Origin of the sequence: Pseudomonas sp. 9.2(2024) (genome assembly GCF_039695385.1) — a bacterium.
GTDB lineage: Bacteria > Pseudomonadota > Gammaproteobacteria > Pseudomonadales > Pseudomonadaceae > Aquipseudomonas > Aquipseudomonas paraglycinae.
In genome coordinates, this window is sequence record NZ_CP155585.1 from 3629717 (window position 1) to 3654411 (window position 24695).

Sequence of the window (24695 nt, forward strand, 5' to 3'; positions counted from 1 at the left end):
GGCTCGACTCCGTGACGCTCGGGTTACCCGACTTCCTCCCCAGGTTCGGACTCGCTGCCGGACCAGCCAACAAACTGATCGAATTCGGTATCGGTAAGCCAAAAATCGAGCGTCTCCCGCTTGATACCCAAAACCTGCTCACCACCCACTCTGTCGAGATGAGCCCTGAGTCGAATCAGACTGTCCGTCATCAAGGAACGCCAGTTGGGCGACATTCGCGTACCCGCCAGCAAAACGTCGTGGTTTCCGTCAAACGCCCTTGGCGGAATCTCTCTTATCGGGTTGTCTTCCAGGTTCAGCGAAAGCAGGCGCTCAGCCTGCAACACACCTTCCGGCCACTCGCGCAAGTCATTGCCATTCAAATGAAGGACTTCCAGTGTTGCGCTAACAGGCCCGTTGAACTGCCTCATATGATTGAAGCTCAACTCCAGCCAGCGCAACGCCGGTAATTGCTCGGCCGTGACTCCATTGAAAACCGTCAGACGGTTGTAGTTCAGCTTCAGCCATTTGAGCCGCGGCATGGGACCCAATGCGTCGACAAGAGCCGGGAAATCGTTGAACCGGTTACCGATGAGCCCCAGTTCTTCCAGTCGCTCCATGCCAGCAATGACCGACGGCACTGCACTCAGCTCGTTGAGACCAAGATCCACCCAGCGTATCCGGGAAAAAGCCTGAAGAAACTCTTGAACGTCTGCTCCGCTCAAACCGAGCCCCCTCAGGCTAAGCCCTTCCACGTGTGCAAACTCTGGAGACAGTCGAGGCAGTGTTCCCAATCTGGAGATATTGGCCAGATCCAGCGTTCGATCGCTACGCGCCGCCGCCCCCAGCAGCCCCTTCCTCCAGCACTCCATGATTCTGAGCGAGGCCTCCCGGCGACCCTGTGACGTCGACCAGTGCCCTCCAAAAAGTGTGTTTCCTGATCGACGCGTAAAGATCCAGCCATTGAGCTGGCGTGTCATTGACTCCAATCTCTGATTCCAGTCTTCGATCCGCGCATTAACCTGTTCGACGCTTGCGTCCTGCAATAAACCCTCGACCACTTCCTCGGCCTTTTCTTCGGTCAGGGATGGATGCACCCTGCGCAAACGCCGGGTAAACGCCGGAACATGATCCGTGAATGGTATTGGCGCGGGTATACGCATCAACCGGCCAGCCACCAGAGTGCCGTTCTCTAGCGGCCGACTGTCCTGCTCGGGCACATCTTCGAGCATGAATTGCGCCAGCGACCCCTGCGGCAGATCCAGCGCCAGTTCGCATCGCTGCTGCGCGACCCGCAACTGCAAGCGTGCGTCATCGGTCAGTGGCGTCCCTGTCAGATTCATGTTCAGCACCCACTCATCGCGGGCCAGGGCCTGCCGTGGAATGTCGGAAATCAACGTATTACTCAGGTCCAGCCATCTCAGGTTGCGCAGATTGTCAGCGCCGAGCGGCCATTCCTGAAGACGCGTCCCCTTCAAATCGAGCAATTCGAGACGCCACATCCCGGTGACATCCAGGCGACTCACGGGATTGTCGGAAAGGTCCAGCTCAAGCAGCCGTGCAGAGCACTCCCGAGGGATCGGGTTGGTGACCAGGTGGTTGCCACTGAGGTCGAGGAATTCAAGTTCGGGAAAATTGCGCAGGAATCCGCGCATCTGTCCGAGGGTGGCGTGGGGCGCTTGAAGTCGCATCACCGTGACATGGGAGAAGTCCGCCGAGAAACCGGGCAATGCTTCATCAGTGGCCAGATCCAGGTGGCGCAACGTCGGGTTTTCTTCGGCGAATGGCCTTTTTCGCCAGCACCTTTTGAGGCGGGTCGCGATCCGGTCTTTTTGCGCCCGGTTCGGTCCGGTATTGGCCCAATGGTCCAGGGTTTGTTCAAGTTCCAGCCATTGATGCCTCAGATCCTCCAGCAATTGAAGAATGTGCGCATCGCTTTTGCCTGTCCGAATCATCTTCAGGAGCACGCCGTTGGCCCTGGAAATGCTCAGATCCGGATAAAGGCTGAGCAATCTCACGACCAGCGAAGCGTTCAGACCGGAGAGCCCGACCGCTCCTTCGCCGCTTGCGTGGTAACCCACCAGATGCTCTCTGATCCGCTGCGGTGGCTTGAACTTGAGTGTCCTGCGGCCGTGCAGCGCTAGCATCGTGGCCGTATCGCCGGCATGCTCCATAGCGTAAGCAGTGATGGCTCGCTGAAGATCACTCCCGCGGGCGGCTTCAGACAAGCCGAGGGCCTTTCGAAAGGGCTCGGGCAGCAGGCGCAAGACCGAAGCGTAAAAACCGTTTCCCGAGACCGGCAGCTCATTGAGCGCGACACCATGTTCATTGAATGCCTGATAGACCGGCCCCTTCTTGACCACGCTGCCTCGCACAGTCGCGGTTTCGCGACCGATGGAATCGATCTGTCTGCCATCGACGCGGCCCTCACGGATATCGAGCTGCATATCAGCGGACCACCCAGGCAACTTGCTCAAAGTGTGCAGGGCAAGACGACGTGTGTCAGCCGACATCATGTGCTCCATGTGCAGCCCGGCAAGCGCGCGAACCAGTCGACCGCGCCGCGCATACCATCGCGCCTCCTCCAGCATTGCGTCCGGCATACGCCCGGTGCTGTACAAAATCGCCATGTCGTCAGCGTTGACGTGGCGAAGAATCTCTTGCGCCGCGGCGTCGCTGAGTCCGGCGTAAGCGCGCTGCAACCTGTCAACCATGGGATCCGCGATGGCACTGCCCTGGTACAGGCTTTCGAACAGCGTCGAACGATTCGTCCGGGCGTAATCGGCCAGCAGATCCCGAAAAGCCTGAGGTCGCCATACCCGGTCACCCGCCTCCTTGTCACCGAATAACGCGGATATCTCGGACTCATCGAGGGCAGACAGGATTCTGGCGGGTAACTCACCATTGAGCACATGGCTGCAGCTCAGCCGGATCGGTGGTTTATTCGCCACCTCCTCCATTGGATGTTCCGAACCATAACGGGTGGAAGGCCCGGTAAAGTCGGGGGTGTCATAGACCTTCAAAGTGCGCCCGACAGGCCAGCCCGGCAGTTCGATGATCAAGGGCAAGGCGTGTAAATAGCGATGATCGATGTCCAGATCGCCTGCCAATTGCTCGATGACTTGCACAACACCACGATCAGTATCGAACAGTCGCAAGGCATCCATGAGTTCCGGAGGCGGCGAAAGATTATCCATGTGCATCTTGCGTAACGCGTTGTCGCTGACCCCGCTGATCTCACCGATCGTGAGAAGTTGTTCGTCTGTATACGCTTCAGTGATGTGTCCGATGCGCCGCAACAAGGTCTGCCGACTCCATTTCAGCGGGTTCTCGAGCGTATGGCGCCACGCTCCCGCCGCGTTGTGAGTCAGGACAGGCTGGTACGCATGCGGATTGTCGGGGTGCCTGATACACCAGCGCCCCAGCGCCCGGTCATACACCTGCTCATAGGTCTTGCCCTCGATCCGAATGAAGTGTCTGCCCTGTATCTCGTAACGCCCCAACGCATCGGGCCGGACACCTGGATCGAAGCGGACCGTGCTTTCATATCCTCCGAGATCGGACTTTCTCAATCGCGCATGGCCATCAGGACGCGTGACGGGATGCAGATCCTCGATAACCGGGGCAGCATCGACCGGCTTCAGTCGGGCCGCCCCCTTTGCCACGCCTCCCATCAAAGCGATCAACGCCAGATTGCTTGCAATATCCACCAGATGCGCGGTGGCAGCCTGTCGATCCCCTTCGCTCCCCTCGATCACGCCCTCGATGGACTCTTCCAGAAGCTGGCAAGCCATGACCCCCATCATCACTTCGCCCAGCACGGGCACAAGCATCGAAACCGTGTTCAACACGAGCATGCCGCTGTTCAGCAATTTCGCGAACAGCGCCTTGCGAGCATTTGCATCGACATCCTCCACGGGCACGGCGTAACTGCGTGCATCTTCAAGCAGTTGCTCGCGATGACGTTCGAACAGGTAATCCCACAGGTCGATGTTGTCATCCCAGAAGCGCTGCCCCTTGAACGGCATGTTGACCGGGGCGAGAAACGGATCCTGGTTGGCAACCTGTCTGATCGCGGGCGCGGGTGGCACCAGATCGACAAGTGGGTTTGGTAAAGGGCTCAGCCCGTTGATCCAGTCATTGATCCGGGCAAGATAAGACATGACCCTGCTGCTGAACGAGGCATCCGGTGCATTGTCAGTGAACTGACTGAAGTAGTACGCACGGTCGGCATAGGCTACGAATCTGCTGAAAAATCGTTGATATTGCGTCGGCGAGCCGTCATCGGACGACGCGCTTTTCCGGGCCGTGAATCGCCGTTTGAGGGAGGCTTCGAGTTGCCAGGTCTTGTATCGCTTCAGGGGGTGATGCGGATCATCGGGAATGTACAGAATCAGTTCTTCAGGGTCCTCGAACCTCTCACTGATTGCGAACCACAGACAACCGGTCAGGCGACGCCTCATCAGGCTCATTTCACAGAACCAGATACGCCGGCCGCCAAGCAGGGGCTGGCGCTCCCCATCGAGGATTTCCTGGATCGATGCATGATCCGCAGGCTCGATATCTCCTTGCAGCAGTGCCTGCTCGGCGGCCGCACGCAAGGCTGCTCTGCGCGCCGTTGTGAATAGTTCACGCAGGGTTTGATGGGCTGGCTGATTTTCGGAATACAGATAATGCTTGAGGTATCGCTGGTACTGGCCGCCAATGTCCAGCGCGCGGCAGGCGACCATGAATTGCCGGACGGACATCGAAGTGCGCACAGCCTTGAAAGTCCCCGCCGGCAATCGGGCGAGAAATCCCGACCGCTTGTGAAACGCACCGCTCTCACATTCGGCCGCTTCGAAATTGTGCAGCGCGGCTTCCAGCAATGACATTTTCGACACCTCGAAGGTGCCGATCTCCGTGGACCATATTCCTGCATTGATCGGTTGAATCAGCTGCAAAAACGTGTCTTCGACATCCAGTTCGACATTGAAACGATCCTTGAGCATCGCGCACAGCAGGGTTTTGCCAAACGCATGGATGCCCTGCATGTCGGCCAACGCGTGGTCCAATCGTGTCTGGGCGCGAAAGCTCGCCGTAAAACTCTCGTTCAGAACATTGCGTTGTCCAGACGAGGCCTTCCGATACCAGTCCGGCAAAATGGCATTGGCGTTTCTCAACGACGCACGACGATGGGAAGCAGCCTCCGTCAGCCAGTCGGGAATGGATTGTTCGAGCATTGCTGCGTGAATGCTTTGGGTGACGTGCTGGCGTGAAGGCTTGACGCTGCTCGAATCCGGCTGAAAGGTTTCAGACATGCTCTCGTTCCTTGGAATGAAAGCATCAGAACACCATGCCAGGCGAACCGGACTGCGTTAGATAGTTATCGCGACGGGCGACGATTTGTTGCCATGGATTTCTTCTGGCGTGACCGGCTCCGCACGATTCGCAGGATTGGCTAAGCTCAAGAGGTACACTTTTCAGACGAGGGATTTATGGACGATCCAGTCGACAACAAGCCACCGACCTTCTGGCAGATGCTGCACAGCGTCATGGCGGCGGCGTTCGGGGTGCAGAGCGGCAAGAACCGGGCAAGGGACTTCACCCACGGCAAGCCCAGCCATTTCATCTTTCTGGGCATCGCGTTCACGGCGGTGTTCGCCCTGACGCTGTTCGGCATTGTGCAACTGGTGGTGCATCTGGCGGGCGTCTGACGGCTTAATGCATCAGGGTCTGCAGATTGAACGGGTAGCGATACGACACCGGACGGCCCTTCGCCGAGAGCTTGCGAAAGTGCACGCCGTAGTCCGGCGAGGCGCCCATGGCAAGGATTCGCCGGGCATGATCCCTGTCGATCAGTTGCAGCAACGGAATCTGCCGGTCACGGCCGCCATACTGATTCAGATCGACGCCTTGCGCATGATCATGCAGCTCGACCAATGCCCAGCCACCCAAAGTGAAATGGCCGCCGAGCAATGCGCTCAGGCGCCCGTCGACCACCGCCTGCAACGCTTCGGGCGAAGTGTTGACCGCACTGAACAGCACGTCCTTGCCCGGCACCTTGCCGGCCTCGGACGCGGCACGCATCGCGCCGAAGGCCATTTCATCATTGGCTGCCCATACCAATGAAACGTCGGGATAGCGGACCAGCAACTGCTTCGCCTGCTCGTAAGCCCGTTGCTGGGTCCAGCCGCCATAGACCAATTGCCGCAAACGCACCTGCGGATTCTCCGCCAGCGCTCGCTGCATGCCCTTTTCGCGCAATTGCGCCGATGGCGTGATCTTGAGGCCGGAAAACGCCAGCAGATCGATGCTTTCACCGGGCGCCACGGGCGGATGCAGGCGAATCAGCTCCTTCATCATCAGGTAGCCGCCCTCCTCGTCGTTGGGCACCAGGCTGCCTATCCGATCCGCGGCCTCTGTCACCAGCGCCTGCTGGTTGGGCGTCAGACCCGAGTTGACAATAAAAAGCTTCACCCCGCTGCCATTGGCCATCCGCAGAATCTGCGGTGCCACGTACTGTTCGTTGACGAAAACCAGATAATCCGGGCGCTCAGGCCCCTGCAGGGCCAGTCGCGCCTGCGCCAGGGTCAATTCCGGCTGGCGCTGGGCGTAGAGAATGCGCAGGTCGATGCCCAGGTCCCGGGCGGCAGCCTGCATGAATTGCGAGTAGCTGACCCAGAACGCTTCCTGCGTCGAGCCGGGATTCAGGAACAGCACCGACTCTGCACGCGCGCAGGTACCGAAAACCGCGCCGAACAGCAGCAGGCTGAGTTGGAAAAGCTTGAACATGAATCATCCGGGCCCAAGGAAAAATGGCCGCGCATTATAGCCATTGATCACCTGGCCTTTGGCGCTTGATCCCGCCTTTTGTCCGACAATCGTCGCAAGCGGGGCCCGGACGAGTCGTTTTACTGATGGCTGACCCAGAACACCGCCGTTCCAACGACCAGAATGATCAGGAACAGAATGGCCCATGCATCGACACTGCTATCGCTTTTCCTTGCCTTGGTTGGGTTGCTCATTGCATCGCCTCTTGTCGGTTTTATCGGTGATTGCAGAAAGACTCGACCACAGTTAAGACGATGATTGTCCGCACGACAAATGTGGGTTAGGTGAAAGGAATTCTCGTTAGGCGTTTTGGTTCTTTCCATATACTCAAACATCACTTTTGCGCATAACTGCAAACGGGTATATTGCCCCGGCTCCGTCAGGGAGTGCGCGGCCGTGCGCGCAGAATTGCAGAGGAACCATCGGACTCCAGCAAGCGAAAACGCAGCGTTTTCCGAGTGGCCAAAGCCTGAGAACAGGACTTATATGTACGTATACGACGAGTACGATCAGCGGATCATCGAGGACCGCGTCAAGCAGTTCCGTGATCAGACCCGACGCTATCTGGCAGGTGAGCTGAGCGAAGAAGAATTCCGCCCCCTGCGCCTGCAAAATGGCCTGTACATCCAGCGTTTCGCGCCGATGTTGCGCGTGGCGGTGCCTTACGGCCAGCTGACTTCGCGTCAGACGCGCATGATGGCAAAAATCGCCCGCGACTATGACAAGGGCTACGCCCACATCAGCACGCGGCAGAACGTGCAGTTCAACTGGCCGGCGGTCGAAGACATCCCGGACATCCTCGCGGAACTGGCCACCGTGCAGATGCACGCCATCCAGACCAGCGGCAACTGCCTGCGCAACGTCACCACCGACCAGTTCGCCGGTGTTGCGTTCGATGAGCTAATTGACCCGCGTCCTTGGTGCGAAATCGTTCGTCAGTGGACGACCTTCCACCCGGAATTCGCTTACTTGCCGCGTAAATTCAAGATCGCCGTCAACGGTTCGACCTCCGACCGTGCGGCCATCGAAGTTCACGACATCGGCCTTGAGCCGGTCCATAACGCTGCTGGCGAACTCGGTTTCCGCGTGCTGGTCGGCGGTGGTCTGGGTCGAACCCCGGTGGTCGGCGCGTTCATCAACGAATTCCTGCCTTGGCAGGACCTGTTGAGCTACCTCGACGCGATCCTGCGGGTCTACAACCGCTACGGCCGTCGTGACAACAAATACAAGGCGCGGATCAAGATCCTCGTCAAAGCGCTGACTCCAGAAGTCTTCGCCCAGAAAGTCGATGCCGAGATGGAACACCTGCGCGGCTGCCAGACCACGCTGACCGAAGCCGAAGTTCATCGCGTCGCCAAACACTTCGTCGACCCGGACTACAAGGCGCTGAGCAATCAAGACGCCGAACTGGCCGCCCTCGACAAGGAGCATCCGGGCTTCGCCCGCTGGCGTACCCGCAACACCCTGGCGCACAAGAAGCCGGGTTATGTGGCCGTGACCCTGTCCTTGAAGCCGACCGGCGTTGCACCGGGCGACATCACCGACAAGCAGCTCGACGCCGTCGCCGATCTGGCGGACCGCTACAGCTTCGGCCAACTGCGCACCTCGCACGAGCAGAACATCATTCTGGCCGACGTCGAGCAGAGCCAGCTGTTCACCCTGTGGGGCGAACTGCGTGAAGGTGGCTTCGCCACGCCGAACATCGGCCTGCTGACCGACATCATCTGCTGCCCTGGCGGTGATTTCTGCTCCCTGGCCAACGCCAAGTCGATCCCGATCGCCGAATCGATCCAGCGCCGTTTCGACGACCTGGACTATCTGTTCGACATCGGTGAACTGGACCTGAACATCTCCGGTTGCATGAACGCCTGCGGTCACCACCACGTCGGCCACATCGGCATTCTGGGCGTGGACAAGAAAGGTGAAGAGTTCTACCAGGTCTCGCTCGGTGGCAGCGCCAGCCGTGACGCCAGCCTGGGCAAGATCCTCGGCCCGTCTTTCGCTCAGGAAGACATGCCGGACGTGATCTCCAAACTGATCGACGTGTACGTGGAACAACGCACCGAAGACGAGCGTTTCATCGACACCTACCAGCGTATTGGCATCGACCTCTTCAAGGAACGCGTCTATGCAGCGAATCATTAAGAACAACGAGGTCGTCGACGAAACCTGGCACCTGCTGCCCAAGGATTTCAACATCGACGAAATCAGCAACTGCGACGACCTGATCGTCCCGCTGCAGCTGTGGCGTGAACACGCCCGCATGCTCAAGGCCCGCGACGGCGGTCTGGGTGTGTGGCTGGACGCCGACGAAGAAGCCGAAGAAATCGGTGACGACGTGAACGAGTTCCAGGTGATTGCCCTGAACTTCCCGGCGTTCACCGATGGCCGCAACTACTCCAACGCCCGCCTGCTGCGGGACCGCTACGGTTTCAAAGGTGAACTGCGGGCGATTGGCGACGTACTGCGCGACCAGCTGTTCTACATGCGCCGTTGCGGTTTCGATGCCTTCGCCCTGCGCGCGGACAAAGACCCGTACGACGCCCTTGAAAGCCTCAAGGACTTCTCGGTGACCTATCAGGCCGCCACTGACGAACCGCTGCCGCTGTTCCGTCGCCGCTGATCGTACGTCTACCTCGAGCCCGCATTGGCGGGCTCGAGGTCGCTGCTTTATCCCTCTCTCGTTCCCAGTCTGCCGGGCCCCGGCGTGACCGGCAACGTCAAACCCGGATGCCTCGCCAGCGCCGCATTGGTCAGCTGTTTGCGCAGTTCCAGGCTTTCATTCCTGAAGTTGTCAAAGATCGTCGTCATTTGCTGACTGGCTGCTTCACGGGACAGTCCGACCTGCGCTTCCAGGCGCGCGAACGCGTGAGCACTGCGATCCAGAACGCTGGTAAACGCATCCTGGCGTGTCGCCAGCAAATACTCGGCCCAGAACTCCTGCCTGCTGACTGACTCCGAGAGTTGCGCCGTCTGCTCGGCCCTGACGACCTCCAGATAGGCGTGATCGATCTGCGCGTCCGTCACCTCGGCATCCAGTGGCACATTCAGCTCTGTGGGTTGTGCCGGCAACGCCAGGCGCTGCGCCAGTCGCACCCGATAAATCAGGCTGATATCCAGTGCCTGGCGTTGAGTGAAAGTTCCTGCGCGGGATCGGCGCGCGATATCGAGCAACGCCTGTTTTTCTACCTGCTGCAACCGGAACAGCCCGCGCAAGAGACGAACCAGATCGCCTTCGAGTGTCTGGGTACCGGTGCGGGCCGCCGCCGCTGCCCGATAACACAGAACCCTGACCTCCAGATCGCTGAACAGTCCCGCAACATTGGGCGCACTGACCCAGCCTGTGCGGGCCATGCGAAACAGCGCGCGACGCAACGAATCATCCTCACAGGCCGCTTCCAGCACATTCCATACCCGCTGCCCGAGCTGTTCGCGGGTTCTGGAGTAATCGGCCGTTTCACGCAGTTGCATGAGCACTTCAAAAAAATCCCGGGAATCCGGGTCAGCCGACAGTGACGACAACACTTGCTTGGCCCGACCGATCTCCACCGTCGGCAAGCCGTTTACCCATCCCGCCCCTTCCCGGTCACCGGCCAGTCGTGCGGTGCTGGTGTACTCGGTGGTGATGACGCCCAGACTTATGCCTTGTGACTGTTGGTACGCAGCGATGGCTTGCAGGCTCTCGGTCGACAGCGGATTGCCATCGATCGTAGTGCCGCGATTCAGTACAGCGCGGGAGGTGAAGACGGACGTCGGGATCTCGACAATCCTGTTGTTGCGCAGATCCAGAGATTCCAGATGCGCAAGCGCATCGGTATTTCCGGGCCATTCGGTGATGCCGGTGTTTCGCAGGCTCAAGTGGCGCAATTTACGCATTGCACTGACGTCCGGAGTACGCCCCAGGAGGGGGTTGAAGCCCAAATCCAGTGTGCGCAGGTGATGCTTGCCGGCCAGCTCTACAATCGTCTGCTGAGTAAGCCGGATACGGTTGTTGCTCAGATCCAGACCTGTCAGCCCCGGCATGTCCCCGATCGCGACAGGGATGCGTGTCAGTCCGTTACCTGACAGGTTCAGCACCCTGAGTCCGGGAAAATTGCGCAGAAACGTATTCAGACCTGCACTGGCGCCCACGCCGCTCATTTCCAGCGCGGTGATGTGGGAAAAATCGCCGATAAGAACCGGCATCTGCCCTAACGGCACCGCATCGAGCGTCAGGCTGTAGGTCGGATGCCCCGAGTGCGCCGTGTGACGGGTTTCCTTGCGCCACGCGCGCAAAATGGCTTGCATTGCCCGCGCCTTGCTATGGGCGGGGACCTTGAGCCTCGGACCTTCCTCACCCTGATAATACGTATCGCGGTGGGTCCAGCGCTCCAGGGTTTCCACCATCGTCCTGTATTGCTCGCGCAACCGTTCAAGCGACCTGATAGCCAATACTTCGTCGGCGCCCAGAGAGGTCACAAAACGTTTGATCTGTGCGGTTGATTGAGTCGGATACAACTCCTGCGCCCGACGCACGAGCGCGGGCGAAACGCCCTGAGAAGGGCTTGAAGGTGCCGATTGCTCGACGGTGACCTGTTCGATCCGCTGATCTGCCAGCCCCATCGGGGAGCGGTAACTCGAGTGTGCCGGTGCAATTTCCAGCACCTTGGCGAAGGCTTCGCGCCGCTGCAGCGCCAATGCGGTGATTTTCTCCCGCAAGCCCGTGCCGTCGATGTCCGTTTCAACGCCGATGGCCTTGCGACTGTGGGCCGGAAGGCTTTCCCACAGTGCCTGGAAAAAATTCGCACGGTCGCGTGACGGATGACTGGAGACGCTATTGCTGCGCGCATCCTGGACCTGATAACGCTCGGCATAGGCTTCGACAAGCACTTTGTGTGGGGCATCGCTCGGGCCAACGACGGCCCGCTGATCGGCATACACACCCCAGTCCAGAATTTCGACAAATACATCGCCCGGCCAGCCCGGCAAATGGCTCAAGGTGTCGAGTACCAGCATGTCGGCATCGCGCCCACTGGCGGCGTCCAGATATAACCCCTCGTACGCGCGATTCAATCGCTGGACCTGCTGATAGCGCCTGGCTTCCTCGGCCAGACGCAACGGTACGGTGCCGGATTCAAGCTGCGCCCACTCACGCGCATCGGCATGTTGCACCAGTTCGTCGGCGACACTGGCTGAAAGCCCCGGGAATGCCTTGATGATCGGCTCGCCTCTGGAAAGCTCACAGACGTCGCTTCGCCGGAACAACCGGTCCATCATCGCCATGCGCATCCGCGGCGCCAGCCCGGCAATATGTTTGCCCAATAACGCTATCTGATTTTTCGACTCCACAGTGGCCGAGCCCAGCAAGTGTGAACGCTCACTGTCGCTGAGTGCTGCCAGAACAGGGGTATAAAACTGGCCGTTGCGCAGCGCGCCCTCTGTGAGGTTGACCTGGCGGACAGCCTCGTCTGCGCCATAGCGTGTCACTTCATTACCAAAGATGTCTTTCACAATGACTGCCATGTCCTGTGGCCAGCGACCTGCTCCTGTCAGCAAATACAGTTGCAGATCGGCATCCGCCAGCGGCGCAGATGCGGGCGTATCAATTTGCGTCATGAACTGGCTGACGTCGGAGTCGGCACGAAAGCGTCTCACCGAGTCCGTGAGCATCGCCATAGGCTTGCCGCGTTCAACGAACAGTTTGCGCATGGCTGCCTGGCCGATCCCGCTTACTGCAATGGCTTGCAAGGCACGGGGGTCTGAAATCTTTTCTTCACGAAAACCCAGGCGACGGAACAAGGTCAACGAACTCCACTCGTGAGGCAATTCGGAGTCATGACGCCAGGCGCCAGCTCCATTGGTCTCAAGCAATGGTGAATAACGCCCGGGCAAGTGCGGATCATGGACCTCCCACAAACCGGTGCCGGTAACCGGACGCACCGCGTACGCATTGGCACCCAGCGGCAAATAGCGGTTGTCTGCGCGCCATACCAGCCCTTGCGCATCCGCAGCAAAACTGCGCGGCAAAGACTCGCGCTGGCGGTAAGCCGTCATGTCCGGATTCCACAGGCGATAAGACATTGGCCCAACTGGTACCCGCCGTAGTCCCTGCATGAAACTTGACGAGCGCACGACGGTGTAAGCCTTACCCACCGCGACACCGCCGGCAGCGAAACCCGCCATGAGGATCAGATTCTCAAGCGTGTCGAACAGGCAATCGGTGGCATGTTCCTGATCACCGTGGGCCCAACTGTCGATGCCCTCGTAGATCTGACCGAGCAACTGTATTCCGGCGACGGCACAAATGACCTCGCCGAGAACCGGCACGAAGGACACAAAGAACAACAGCGTATTCAGCCCGATGGCTTTATAGGACTCTTGCCTGGCAAGGCGGGTTTTCTCATCTTCATCATCCGTCGGCACTACCAGCAGGCGAGTATCGGCCCGAACCTGCGCCGCGCGGTGCTGGAAGATCGCGAGAAACAGGTTGTGTCTTGCGTCACCCTGGAGATCGAGCCCTGTCAGCGGAAGGAAGGTCGTGGAAACGGGAAACTGGTTCGGTCGCGCTTTCAACAAACGTACATCGAGTCCGTTAAGGAAAACCGAGCGATCCTTCATCGGGATGAAGCGCGTGAAAAAACTGCGAAACTGCGAGCCGCGTAAACGCCCGCTCAACTCGACCTCGAACTTCTGGAAACTGGGATACTCTTTGAGAGGATGATCGGGATCACCAGGCATATAGATCACACAACGGTAATCGCCATCCGCATGTTCGCTGACCGGGCCGATGAACATCGGCCCTCTGAGCTGCACCTCAAGCATTTCAAGGCTTTGATAACCCAGGGTGTTGTTGCCCAGTGTGATTGAAGAATCCGAGTTCTTGACCGACTCAAGCATGCGGTACACATCCAGACTGATATGGCCACGCATGTAAGCGATATGCCGCTCGACATCAAACTGGTCTCTGGAACAGGCAACAGACGATTCCTGCAAACTGGCGACTTGGCTATCAGTGCCGAAGAAATCCCCCACGTGCTGTTGATATTGCTTACCGAGATCCAGATAACGACAAAGTCTGGCAAACTCGTGAGGTTGTATCGACAACACCTTATTGTTTCGCCCGGTTATCCGCTGCGGGATATACAGCAATGAACTCTCGTGATAGGTGCTGGCCAGAGTTTCCGACAATTCGAAATTTTCACAGGCAGCGGTCAGCAAATCACGATTGATCGGCAGCACCAGTTTCCTGCGCAATCCCAACAGGCTGGACTTTGAGCGTACATGTTGAAAAATCGCCCCTTCGACCTCGAAAGGTTCGCCCAGTTTCTCAGCCATGGCTTTGGCCAGCAGTGGCGTACAAAAACTCTGCGGGGATTTCAGTGCGCGCAATTGCTCAAGTGCGGCATGACGGGATTTGAAACTGGCCTTGAAACTTTCATAGAGATCGTTTCGAACGGTTTCTGAAGATTTAAGCAACCAGTCAGGAATCTGTTTTTCATACAATTCAAAAAAAACACCCTGTTGAGCGGGCGTCATGACTGGCAAGATCAATTTACTCTTTTCAACATCCATGTTTAGCAACTTTATTTCTGAAAGGGGCATCCAGAATAAAGTTTCAGACTCTTTCAATACAGCTTGATTAGTTGATGAATCAACCTGTAAAACAACAACAATACGCAACTATAAAATATCTATGTACCGCACTTTCTTCCGCTGAAAATGCAGCACGCCCGCGAGTTTGATTGCTCACGAGCGTGTGAGGTGTTTACCAGAAGCGTTGCTGAGTCAGCCGGCTCCACCAGCTCAGCAACACGCGATCCACCGAACCGCTGGCCGCCATGCCGATGCGCTCCTGCAGGCTCTTACGCTCGGCGTAGTGCAGGTGATAGACCTCGGACTGTTTGGCACGCTCGGCCAGGTATTCGTCGCTGGTCTTGAGTTCGTCGACCAGTTTATTTTCCAGTGCCGCGATGCCCAGCCAGACTTCGCCGGTGGCGACCTCGTCGATCGCCAGTTGCGGGCGATAACGGGCGACGAAGTTCTTGAACAGCTGGTGGGTGATGTCCAGGTCTTCCTGGAATTTCTCCCGGCCCTTCTCGGTGTTTTCGCCGAATACAGTGAGGGTGCGTTTGTATTCGCCGGCGGTCAGCACTTCGAAATCGATGTCATGCTTTTTCAGCAGGCGGTTGACGTTGGGCAACTGCGCCACCACGCCGATGGAGCCGAGGATGGCGAACGGCGCACTGATGATCTTCTCGCCGATGCACGCCATCATGTAGCCGCCGCTGGCCGCGACCTTGTCGATGCACACGGTCAACGGCACGCCGGCTTCACGAACGCGGGCCAGTTGCGACGAGGCCAGACCGTAGCTGTGGACCATGCCGCCGCCGCTTTCCAGACGCAGGACCACTTCGTCCTTCGGCGTGGCCAGGGTCAGCAGCGCGGTGATCTCGTGGCGCAGGCTTTCGGTGGCCGAAGCCTTGATGTCGCCGTCGAAGTCCAGCACGAACACACGCGGTTTGGCGTCGGGTTTCTTCTTCTGTTTCTTCTCGGATTTGGCCTGGCCCTTGCGCAAGGCCTTGAGCTGATCCTTGTCGAGCAGGGTCTGCTCCAGCCGCTCACGCAGGCCCTTATAGAAATCGTTGAGCTTGCTGACCTGCAACTGGCCCGCGGATTTGCGCCGGCCCTTGCTGCGCAACGCAGCAAAACTCGCCAGCACCACCAGAATGGCGATGACCAGCGTCACGGTCTTGGCCAGGAAACTGGCGTATTCAGTGAAAAACTCCACAGTGACTCCTTCAAACGATGCGCGGTCATGAAACACACGCGGGAATTGGCTCCAGCATACCCATGCACCAGCCGGTCGGCCAGCCGTGAAACCTCTGGCAACAAGGCTGGAACGGGCATTTCAAACAAGCGTATGTTTTTTCATTGACAGCTCACCGTCATCCCCATAACCTCGCCACAACCTTCAACGTACCGGGATGACGCGGACGTGGGCAGCATCTACTTGATTCGACATGGCCAGGCCTCCTTCGGTGCAGACGACTATGACGTCCTGTCGCCGACCGGTGTACGCCAGGCAGAAATCCTCGGCCGCCATCTCGCCGAACTCGGAATCAGCTTCGACCGCTGCCTGTCGGGCGACCTGCGCCGCCAGCAACACACGGCCAACAGCGCGCTGGAACAGTTCGCCGCCGCCGGCCTGCCGGTTCCGGCACTGGAAATCGATTCGGCCTTCAACGAATTCGACGCCGACGCCGTGATCCGCGCCCTGCTCCCGGCCATGCTGCCGGAAGAGCCCGAAGCACTGGAAATCCTGCGCAACGCCGCGCAAAACCGTGGCGAATTCCAGCGCATCTTCGCCCTGATCATCGAGCGCTGGCTCGCCGGCACCTACGACACACCGGGCCTGGAAAGCTGGGTGGGTTTCGTCGAACGGGTACAGGCCGGACTGCAGCGGATTCTCGAACAGGCTGACAACACCCAGAAAATCGCGGTGTTCACCTCCGGTGGCACCATCACCGCCCTGCTCCACCTCATTACTCAAATGCCTGCCCGACAGGCCTTTGAACTGAACTGGCAAATCGTCAACACCTCGCTCAACCAGCTGAAGTTCCGCGGTCGCGAGGTGGCTCTGGCTTCCTTCAACAGTCATGCACATTTGCAACTGCTGAAGGCCCCGGAACTCATCACGTTTCGCTGAGTCCGGATTACTGTGACCCTGCTGCAATCAACCAAAAAGGATCGAACCATGACCTCCGTAGCTGATGCCGTAAAAGCAATGCAAGCCAAGTTCAACCCAGCCGCCGCTGCCGGTCTGGATCTGGTCTTCGGTTTCAACATCACTGACGAAGACAAGCAATACGCCCTGATCGTCAAAGACGGCACCTGCGACATCCAGGAAGGCGAAAACCCGGACGCCAACTGCACGCTGGTGCTGGACAGCGAAACCCTGAAAGGTATCGTCAGCGGCGAAACCGACGGCATGCAGGCTTTCATGGGCGGCAAGCTGCGCGTTGAAGGCGACATGATGCTGTCGATGAAACTGTCCGAGCTGTTCCCGGCATAAACGCCCGGAAGCAATTCACGAATCCCGCCTCTGGCGGGATTCGTGCTTCCAGAGACCGATGATTTCTCTAACCATCAACGTGTTGAACCCGGCGCTCTTTCCAGCTCTCGCTGAATATCTCGAAACGCAATGGCCGCTTCACTTCCTTCAGCCAGATGCTCAGCCATCGACCCAGTCAGCATCTTTTTGTCGTTGACATCCCAGTCAATCGTGATGACAAACGTGTCGCCCCCTACAGTCACGAACAACCAATAAGAGTCCACAGGTCTGTCCGGTTCGGAGAACGCGCTGTAGGCATATCGGATCTGGCGACGAAGATCAGGTGTATCGAGAACCAGCCCCTCTGTATCCACCTTCGGATAACGCTCCTCCATCGCAACCAGCACTTTGGTCAGAAACTCGTCATTCGAAATGCCCCTCAACGGATCAGGACTGGTGCGCAGCATGGTGACAGGACTCTGTGCGGAAGGCGTCCCCATCAAACGCGGTCGATACATTCCCGAGCTGAACCATCGTGTCGCGTCAAAGCGCGTTTCTTCAGGGCTCCAGTCGCCGTAATACATCATTACCCTGGCGGACATTTGATCTTCCTTGCTGTAATAAAAAAAAACCGTAGTGATGAACACCGCCAGCAAGATGAGCAGGAGGCTGTTCTTTCTCGATAGACGCAGCATGCTCAAGCGGGTCTGTACTCAAGAAGGTGAGCGGGCACACCCGTGGGGGTATCCCCGGAACGGACATCACGATGCGCACCCAACGCATCCAGCGGATAACCCACGGTTTTCTCGTGAAAACTGCGGCTGTCCTCATGTGCTACCAACTTGCGCTCCTCATCAGTAACCGTTGAAAGGGGTTTTTGCGGAGCCTTTTCATCTGGAAGCTCAGCCGTCGGGTTCTTCGCTGTCTTGCGGTGTTCTGCAAGCTTTCGTTGATACTCGATATTCTTGCGGGTGTAGCTTTCCATCGCCTCCCTGTCGGAGGCCATCCGCTGACGCGTGCCGGGCACCGATTGCCGCTCCGCGTTGGTGCCATAAGTCGTGTCGTAATTGCTGCGTCGCGGAAACGCCATGACGGTTGTCCGGGTGGCGTTAGCCATGATCTGCGCGAGGCTGAGTTCATAGTGAGGGTCTTCGCCCTCGAGCACCCAACGCTCGGCGTTGATGCCCAGCCCGGTGCGACAGGCATAAGAGTGAATCTTTGCACCGTATGCAAACGCTTCCGGCTTGAACATTTTTGCCTGGGCATCACGCAATCGGTAACTTTCACGCTTATCCAGCTCGTATCCCAGCTCGATTGCACCCACTACGCCATGGGAGAAAAAATCGAGCTGTTTGATTTCTCTGCCGCGACGTTGCCGGGTAAAGATGAAATCCACTAGGCCGGATATTGAATCCAGTTCCCGGTATTGCGCGCCATGATCGCGCTCGACTACCAGCTTCAAGGCCGCCAGCAGGTTTTGCGGGTAGTCATCCTTGAAAATCAGAAAGACGCGCTGTTTCGAAAAACTTGGTGTGCCTTCGGGATACTTCGTCAGTTGTCGGATGCCTTGATTGATGAAGCGCATTTTATTGCCCTTCTGCCCGCGCCAGTTTTCTATCGTCGACATGTAGGAAGCCCCCACCACCGTCACATAGTCCTGGGCCAGCGTTCCCGTGACCTGAGTCGTCGCATGCTGCTCAGTGGTCTGGGCCTGTTTCTTCTTTGGTGCAGCCACGCGTCACCCTCCTTAATAGTCGATGCCCAGGGCATCCAGATGGGCGGCCGCTTCCTTGCCCCACTGAACAACAATGGACGTCGGATCGGCAGTGAATACCCTCGCAGCATTGCCATGGTTGTCGGTATGGCCGACCAGGCGCTGTCCATCGCCGGTTTCGATGCAATAGAGCATGTCGGGAATTGCTTCGCCGGTGGTTTCGTCCACCAGCTGGAAGCGTTCACTGTGTTTTGGCACGGTGACAATCGGGCTGAAAGGCGCGGAACCGACCTGCGTGCCGACGAAAACGTCGCCGGAGCCGGTAATGATCATTCCACCATGGGCTGTGGCGCTACCAAGAAAGGCGATTGGCTTGCCATTGATCAGGATGTTGCCGATGCCCTCGGTGACCGAGTCACCGCAGGCGGTGGTATCACCGACTCGCAGCACGGGCATGCCATTGATGTTCACATTGGGTGAACCGCTGGTGCTGGGGTTGGTACCGTGTCCAGTGATCGGGCAGGCATTGAGATCGCTGAGGCGCGCGGCAGGTTTTGCCATCATCTACATCCTTGTATGAGCGGAACCGCGAAATTTACCGGATCTGCCCTGTGGGCGAAAGGCTGGCCTCCTGCCTGCCCGTCTCTGCCGTGATAGGTGTCACAAACGATGCAGCCAGCAGCTCCCGCGTATACGGGTGTCGGGCCGAATGAAACAACCCGGCCGTTTCCCCACGCTCCACCACCTCGCCATCCTTCATCACGATCAGATCGTGGGCCAGCGCCCGCACCACCGCCAGGTCATGACTGATGAACAGATAGGTCAGCCCGTGCTCCTCCTGCAACCGGCGCAATAGCGCGACGATTTGTTTCTGCACCGTGCGATCCAGCGCCGAGGTCGGCTCATCCAGCAAAATCAGATCCGGCTTGAGCACCAGCGCCCGAGCGATGGCGATGCGTTGCCGTTGCCCGCCGGAAAACTCGTGGGGATAGCGATGACGCGTCGCCGGATCGAGCCCGACTTCCTTCAGTACATCGATCACCGCCTGCTCGCGCGCCTGCGCATTCAAGTCGCTGTGCACCTGCAAACCTTCGGCAATGATCTGCTCCACACACAAGCGCGGGCTAAGGCTACCAAACGGGTCCTGAAACACCACTTGCAGGCGTTTGCGCAACGGACGCAATTGTTTGCCGCTCAGTTGCTCAAGCGACTCACCCTTGAAGCGGATGCTGCCGTCGGCGTCGATCAGGCGCAGGATCGCCTGACCCAGCGTGGATTTACCCGATCCGGACTCACCGACAATGCCCAGCGTCTTGCCCCGCTGCAGGTTCAGATCGATGCCATTGACCGCGTGCAGATACGACTTGGCCCGCAGCCATCCGCCACCCAACGGAAAACGCACATGCAGATCGCGAACTTCGAGCAAATCCTCCGCCGCATCACGGCACAGCGCCGCGCCGCCGGGTTCGGCGTTGAGCAATTCGATGCTGTAGGGATGCTGCGGCGCGCGAAACAATTGCTCGCAGCTTGACTGCTCAACGATTTCGCCCGCGCGCATCACCGCCACTCGCTGGGCGATGGTGCGCACCAGATTCAGGTCGTGACTGATGATCAGCAGCGCCATGCCCAACCGCTGTTGCAGTTCCTTGAGCAGCAACAGAATCTTGCGTTGCACTGTGACGTCGAGGGCCGTGGTCGGCTCATCGGCGATCAGCAACTGCGGTTCGCACGCCAGCGCCATGGCGATCATCACCCGCTGCCGCTGCCCGCCGGAGAGTTGATGCGGATACGCCTTCAGCCGCTCGCGCGGTCGTTGAATGCCGACCAGTTCCAACAGTTCCAGAATCCGTTTGCGCGCCGCCGCGCCCGCCAGGCCTTTGTGCAGCGCCAGGCTTTCGCCGAGTTGCCGCTCGATGTTGTGCAACGGATTTAGAGAGCTCATCGGCTCCTGAAAAATCATCGCGATGCGGTTGCCGCGCAGTTGCCGCAGATAGCGCTCGTGCACCCCCAGCAATTCTTCGCCGCCATAACGGATGCTGCCGTCGATCTGCGTGATGCCCGGATCCAGCAGTTGCAGGATGCTGTGGGCCGTCACCGACTTGCCGGAACCCGACTCGCCTACCAGCGCCAGGCATTCGCCCGGGCAAATGTCGAGGTCAATACCATGCACCACTTCCTGCCCTTTGAACGCCACCCGCAGGTCGCGTATTTCGATCAGATGTTCACGCATATCAAGTCCTGGGGTCGAAGGCATCTCGGCAGGCTTCGCCGATGAATACGAGTAATGAAAGAATCAGCGCCAGGGCAAAAAATGCCGTCAGCCCCAACCACGGTGCTTGCAGATTGTTTTTGCCCTGGCCGATCAGTTCCCCCAGCGAAGCGCTGCCGGCGGGCATGCCGAAGCCGAGGAAATCCAGCGCCGACAACGTCGCAATCGCCCCGGTCAGAATGAACGGCAGATACGTCAACGTCGCACTCATGGCGTTAGGCAGAATGTGCCGCACGATCACCTGTGCATCGCCGACACCCAGCGCCCGCGCCGCTTTCACGTACTCGAGCCCCCGACTGCGCAGGAACTCGGCGCGCACCACGTCCACCAGACTCAGCCACGAAAACAGGGCCATGATCCCCAGCAACCACCAGAAGTTCGGCTCGACGAAGCCCGACAGAATGATCAGCAGATAGAGCACCGGCAGCCCCGACCAGACCTCCAGCAGACGCTGCCCGAGCAAGTCGACCCAACCACCGTAATAGCCCTGCAAGGCACCGGCGGCGATACCGATCAACGCGCTCACCGCCGTCAACGCCAGGGCGAACAACAGCGAGACCCGCGTGCCGAATATCACCCGCGCCAGCACGTCCCGCGCCTGATCGTCGGTGCCCAGCCAGTTTTCAGCGGTGGGCGGGCTCGGGGCCGGTTCAGTGAGGTCGTAGTTGGCCGTGTCGTAGCCGAACGGGATCGGCGCAAACCACATCCGCCCGCCCTGCCCCTCGATCAATTCACGCACCTGGGCACTGCGGTAGTCGGGCTGGAACGGCAGCTCGCCGCCGAAATCCTGCTCGGTGTAGCGCTTGAACGCCGGGAAATACCACTCGCCCTGATACGTCACCAGCAACGGTTTGTCATTGGCGACCAGTTCGCCGCCCAGGCTCAGGCCGAACAGCGCGAGAAACAGCCACAACGACCACCAGCCGCGTCGATGAGCCTTGAACCGCGCCCACCGGCGCTGTCCGATTGGAGAAAGCGTCGGCATCAGGCAGTCCTCGCGGTGAAGTCGATGCGCGGATCGACCAGCGTGTAACACAGGTCGCCCAGCAGTTTTATCAAGAGCCCGAACAGGGTGAAAATGAACAGCGAACCGAACACCACCGGGTAATCCCGCGACACCGCCGCTTCGTAGCTCAGGCGGCCGAGCCCGTCGAGGGAGAAGATCACTTCGATCAACAATGAGCCGCCGAAAAACACCGTGACCAACGCCTGAGGCAATCCGGCCACCACCAGCAGCATCGCGTTGCGAAACACATGCCCGTACAACACCTGTCGTTCACTCAGGCCCTTGGCCCGGGCCGTGACCACGTACAACCGTGAGATCTCGTTGAGAAAGCTGTTCTTGGTCAGGATCGTCAGCGTCGCAAAACCGCCGATCACCAGCGCACTGACCGGCAACACCAGATGCCAGAAGTAATCGGCGACCTTGCCCCACAGCGACAGCTCGGCGAAGTTGTCCGAGACCAGCCCGCGCACCGGAAACCAGTCCAGCGCCGTACCGCCGGCGAACACCACGATCAGCAGCAGCGCAAACAAAAAACCCGGCATCGCGTAGCCGATGATGATCGCCGCACTGCTCCAGACATCGAACGCCGAGCCGTTGTGCACCGCCTTGCGGATGCCCAGCGGAATCGATACCAGATAAGTGATCAGCGTCGCCCACAAACCCAGCGACAGGGTCACCGGCAGCTTCTGCCAGATCAGCTCGGTCACCGACGCGCCACGGAAGAAGCTCTTGCCGAAATCCAGTTGCGCGTAGCTCTTGAGCATCAGCCACAAGCGTTCACCGGCACTTTTGTCGAAGCCGTACTGGCGCTCGATCTCGGCCACCAGTTTCGGGTCCAGGCCACGGGTCGCGCGGGACTCGCCGCCAACGCTTTCAACATGACTGGCACCCACCGGCGCGCCGACACCGATCCCCTGCAATCGGGCGATGGCCTGCTCTACCGGGCCACCGGGCGCGGCCTGCACGATCACGAAGTTCACCAGCAGAATCGCCAGCAAGGTTGGCACGATCAGCAGCAGACGCCGCAGGCTATAACCCCACATGGGCGTACTCCTTTTGCTGTTGCTGCATTTGCGTCGCGGTCAGCGCGGTCGGGCTGATTTCCCACCAGGTGTCGAGGCCGGCGTCGTACAGCGGCGCAATCGTCGGGCGACCGAAACGGTTCCACCACACCGTGGAAATCCCCGGCGGGTAATAGTTGGGAATCCAGTAGTAGCCCCACTGCAACACCCGATCCAAAGCATGGGCGTGGCGCAGCAGACTTTCACGGTTGTCGGCCTGGACCACGCCTTCGAGCAGCGCATCCACCGCCGGATCGCGCAGCACCATGTAGTTGTTGGAGCCAGGATCATCGGCGCCGTCGGAACCGAAATAATTGAACAGCTCGCGCCCCGGCGCCTGACTCACCGGGTAACCGACGACGATCATGTCGTAGTCGCGGCTGCGTACGCGGTTGGTGTATTGCGCGGTGTCGACCTGACGAATATCGAAACCGATGCCAATCTGCGCCAGATTGCGCTTGAACGGCAGCAGCAGACGCTCGAAGCCCTTCTGGCCGTTGAGAAAGGTGAATTGCAACGGCTCGCCGGCGGCATTCACCAGTTGATCGCCCCGGGGTTTCCAGCCGGCGGACTCCAGCAATTTCAGGGCCTGCAACTGCTGCGCTCGGATGTTGCCGCTGCCGTCGGTGCGCGGCGCCTCGAACACCTGGCTGAAGACTTCATCGGGAATCTTGCCGCGCCACGGTTCGAGGATTTTCAGTTCTTCGGCATCCGGCAGTTCGGTGGCCGACAACGCGCTGTGGGAAAAGAAGCTGCGCTGACGCAGGTACATGCTGCGCATCATCTGCCGGTTGCTCCATTCGAAATCCCAGAGCATGGCAATCGCCTGCCGCACCCGACGATCCTGAAACATCGGCTTCTGCAGATTGAACGCAAACCCCTGGGCACCTTGCGCGGCGCCGGGTGCGAGGTGTTCGCGCAGCAACTTGCCCTGCTCCAGCGCCGCCCCGGCGTAACCGATGGTGTAACTGGTGGCGGAGAACTCGCGGTTGTAATCAAAGCCACCGGCCTTGAGCACTTGTCGCGACACGTCCGTGTCGGCAAAGAACTCCACGCTCAATTGATCGAAGTTGTAGAGCCCGCGAGTGATCGGCAGAACCCTGCCCCACCAGTCCTTGATCCGCTGAAATTTCACGCTGCGCCCGGCGTCCACCGCGCTGACCTTGTACGGCCCGCTGCCCGGTGGAATCTCGAAGCCTGCGCCATCGGCGAAATTGCGTGTACGCCACCAATGCTCGGGCAACACCGGCAACGTCGCCAGATCCAGCGGCAAGGTACGGCTCTCGTTGTTCTTGAACACGAAACGCACCTGGGTCGGCGACTCGACCTGCACCTCGGCGACATCGCGAAACTGTTGGCGATACTTGAGGCTGCCCTGAGTGGTGAACAGCTCGAAGGTGTAGCGCACGTCTTCAGCGGTGATCGGCGTGCCGTCCTCGAACCGCGCCTTGGGGTTCAAGTAAAAACGCAGCCAGCGCCGGTCCGCGTCCAGCTCCATCCGTTGGGCGACCAGGCCGTAGACACTGTACGGCTCGTCCTTGCTGCGATAGGCCAGCGGCGCGTAGAGCCAGCCGTCGATGTCGGCAACGCCGGTGCCTTTGTCGATGTAGGGAATCAGGTGATCGAACGGGCCGCTCTCCAGCGAAGAGCGGCGCAAGGTCCCACCCTTGGGCGCGTCGGGATTGGCGTAGGCCAGGTGCTGGAAGTCCGGGGCGTATTTCGGGGCTTCGCCGTAGACCGTGAGGGCGTGTTGTGGCGCGGCAAACAGCGCCGGGCTCAGCAACAGACCGACGCTGAACAGAATGACTCTGGAAAACATGGGC

Annotated in this window: 16 protein-coding genes; 5 read left to right on the forward strand and 11 right to left on the reverse strand. The window is 59.2% G+C overall.

All coding sequences use genetic code 11. From position 1 onward, the window contains the following. Positions 1–23 precede the first annotated feature (23 nt). Complete coding sequence (locus tag ABFB52_RS16220; RefSeq protein ID WP_129973510.1) at positions 24–5279, reverse strand: leucine-rich repeat domain-containing protein; 5256 nt, start codon at positions 5277–5279, stop codon at positions 24–26. A gap of 177 nt (positions 5280–5456) precedes the next feature. Here ABFB52_RS16220 and ABFB52_RS16225 point away from each other — a divergent pair, with 177 nt between their 5' ends. Continuing rightward, the gene (locus tag ABFB52_RS16225) at positions 5457–5675 is read left to right on the forward strand and encodes a DUF2970 domain-containing protein (protein ID WP_007959515.1); all 219 of its coding nucleotides are present in this window, start codon (positions 5457–5459) and stop codon (positions 5673–5675) included. 4 nt (positions 5676–5679) lie between these two features. On the opposite strand, the gene ABFB52_RS16230 is transcribed toward ABFB52_RS16225, so the two are convergent. Next, a complete protein-coding gene (locus tag ABFB52_RS16230) occupies positions 5680–6753 on the reverse strand; it encodes an ABC transporter substrate-binding protein (RefSeq protein ID WP_102687624.1) in 1074 nt (357 codons plus the stop codon). Positions 6754–7278: 525 nt separating this feature from the next. Between ABFB52_RS16230 and ABFB52_RS16235 the strand changes: the two genes are divergently transcribed. Then, positions 7279–8937 (forward strand): nitrite/sulfite reductase, encoded by a 1659-nt coding sequence (locus ABFB52_RS16235; protein ID WP_129973511.1) that lies wholly within the window; start codon positions 7279–7281, stop codon positions 8935–8937. Next, positions 8921–9415, forward strand: coding sequence for a DUF934 domain-containing protein (locus tag ABFB52_RS16240; protein WP_007959510.1), 495 nt, complete (start codon positions 8921–8923; stop codon positions 9413–9415). Before ABFB52_RS16235 ends, ABFB52_RS16240 begins: the two co-directional genes overlap by 17 nt. Positions 9416–9462: 47 nt before the next feature. On the opposite strand, the gene ABFB52_RS16245 is transcribed toward ABFB52_RS16240, so the two are convergent. Both ABFB52_RS16245 and sohB read right to left on the reverse strand, forming a co-directional pair. Continuing rightward, a complete protein-coding gene (locus ABFB52_RS16245; protein WP_129973512.1) occupies positions 9463–14451 on the reverse strand; it encodes an NEL-type E3 ubiquitin ligase domain-containing protein in 4989 nt (1662 codons plus the stop codon). Positions 14452–14536: 85 nt separating this feature from the next. Next, a complete protein-coding gene (sohB, locus tag ABFB52_RS16250) occupies positions 14537–15559 on the reverse strand; it encodes a protease SohB (RefSeq protein WP_102687622.1) in 1023 nt (340 codons plus the stop codon). Between the two features lie 207 nt (positions 15560–15766). On the opposite strand from sohB, the gene ABFB52_RS16255 reads away from it, so the two are divergent. Together ABFB52_RS16255 and ABFB52_RS16260 are read left to right on the forward strand one after the other, a co-directional pair. Beyond that, positions 15767–16477: a histidine phosphatase family protein gene (locus tag ABFB52_RS16255; protein WP_102687621.1), complete on the forward strand. Its 711-nt coding sequence runs from the start codon at positions 15767–15769 to the stop codon at positions 16475–16477. A 48-nt stretch (positions 16478–16525) separates the two neighbouring features. Beyond that, entirely contained in the window at positions 16526–16843 is a 318-nt protein-coding gene (locus tag ABFB52_RS16260; protein ID WP_007959502.1) for an SCP2 sterol-binding domain-containing protein, read from the forward strand. A 74-nt stretch (positions 16844–16917) separates the two neighbouring features. On the opposite strand, the gene ABFB52_RS16265 is transcribed toward ABFB52_RS16260, so the two are convergent. The 7 genes from ABFB52_RS16265 to ABFB52_RS16295 are packed head-to-tail and all read right to left on the reverse strand — an operon-like array spanning position 16918 to position 24691. Continuing rightward, the gene (locus ABFB52_RS16265) at positions 16918–17517 is read right to left on the reverse strand and encodes a hypothetical protein (RefSeq protein WP_102687620.1); all 600 of its coding nucleotides are present in this window, start codon (positions 17515–17517) and stop codon (positions 16918–16920) included. Positions 17518–17519: 2 nt separating this feature from the next. Then, on the reverse strand, positions 17520–18557 hold the full coding sequence (locus ABFB52_RS16270) for a hypothetical protein (protein WP_102687619.1): 1038 nt from the start codon (positions 18555–18557) through the stop codon (positions 17520–17522). Positions 18558–18569: 12 nt separating this feature from the next. Then, positions 18570–19097 (reverse strand): PAAR domain-containing protein, encoded by a 528-nt coding sequence (locus ABFB52_RS16275; RefSeq protein WP_102687618.1) that lies wholly within the window; start codon positions 19095–19097, stop codon positions 18570–18572. 34 nt (positions 19098–19131) lie between these two features. After that, positions 19132–20766, reverse strand: coding sequence for an ABC transporter ATP-binding protein (locus ABFB52_RS16280; RefSeq protein WP_129973513.1), 1635 nt, complete (start codon positions 20764–20766; stop codon positions 19132–19134). A gap of 1 nt (position 20767) precedes the next feature. After that, a complete protein-coding gene (locus ABFB52_RS16285) occupies positions 20768–21790 on the reverse strand; it encodes an ABC transporter permease (RefSeq protein WP_085745482.1) in 1023 nt (340 codons plus the stop codon). Then, a complete protein-coding gene (locus tag ABFB52_RS16290; RefSeq protein WP_129973514.1) occupies positions 21790–22854 on the reverse strand; it encodes a microcin C ABC transporter permease YejB in 1065 nt (354 codons plus the stop codon). Before ABFB52_RS16290 ends, ABFB52_RS16285 begins: the two co-directional genes overlap by 1 nt. After that, the gene (locus ABFB52_RS16295; RefSeq protein ID WP_129973515.1) at positions 22841–24691 is read right to left on the reverse strand and encodes an extracellular solute-binding protein; all 1851 of its coding nucleotides are present in this window, start codon (positions 24689–24691) and stop codon (positions 22841–22843) included. The genes ABFB52_RS16290 and ABFB52_RS16295 overlap by 14 nt, the downstream gene beginning before the upstream one ends. Positions 24692–24695 lie beyond the last annotated feature (4 nt).

Excerpts from the sequence above, each read along its gene's own strand:
- ABFB52_RS16220 (WP_129973510.1), bottom strand. The coding sequence starts at position 5,279 with ATGTCTGAAACCTTTCAGCCGGATTCGAGCAGCGTCAAGCCTTCACGC.
- ABFB52_RS16225 (WP_007959515.1), top strand. The coding sequence starts at position 5,457 with ATGGACGATCCAGTCGACAACAAGCCACCGACCTTCTGGCAGATGCTG.
- ABFB52_RS16230 (WP_102687624.1), bottom strand. The coding sequence starts at position 6,753 with ATGTTCAAGCTTTTCCAACTCAGCCTGCTGCTGTTCGGCGCGGTTTTC.
- ABFB52_RS16235 (WP_129973511.1), top strand. The coding sequence starts at position 7,279 with ATGTACGTATACGACGAGTACGATCAGCGGATCATCGAGGACCGCGTC.
- ABFB52_RS16240 (WP_007959510.1), top strand. The coding sequence starts at position 8,921 with ATGCAGCGAATCATTAAGAACAACGAGGTCGTCGACGAAACCTGGCAC.
- ABFB52_RS16260 (WP_007959502.1), top strand. The coding sequence starts at position 16,526 with ATGACCTCCGTAGCTGATGCCGTAAAAGCAATGCAAGCCAAGTTCAAC.
- ABFB52_RS16265 (WP_102687620.1), bottom strand. The coding sequence starts at position 17,517 with ATGCTGCGTCTATCGAGAAAGAACAGCCTCCTGCTCATCTTGCTGGCG.
- ABFB52_RS16275 (WP_102687618.1), bottom strand. The coding sequence starts at position 19,097 with ATGGCAAAACCTGCCGCGCGCCTCAGCGATCTCAATGCCTGCCCGATC.
- ABFB52_RS16280 (WP_129973513.1), bottom strand. The coding sequence starts at position 20,766 with ATGCGTGAACATCTGATCGAAATACGCGACCTGCGGGTGGCGTTCAAA.
- ABFB52_RS16285 (WP_085745482.1), bottom strand. The coding sequence starts at position 21,790 with ATGCCGACGCTTTCTCCAATCGGACAGCGCCGGTGGGCGCGGTTCAAG.
- ABFB52_RS16290 (WP_129973514.1), bottom strand. The coding sequence starts at position 22,854 with ATGTGGGGTTATAGCCTGCGGCGTCTGCTGCTGATCGTGCCAACCTTG.
- ABFB52_RS16295 (WP_129973515.1), bottom strand. The coding sequence starts at position 24,691 with ATGTTTTCCAGAGTCATTCTGTTCAGCGTCGGTCTGTTGCTGAGCCCG.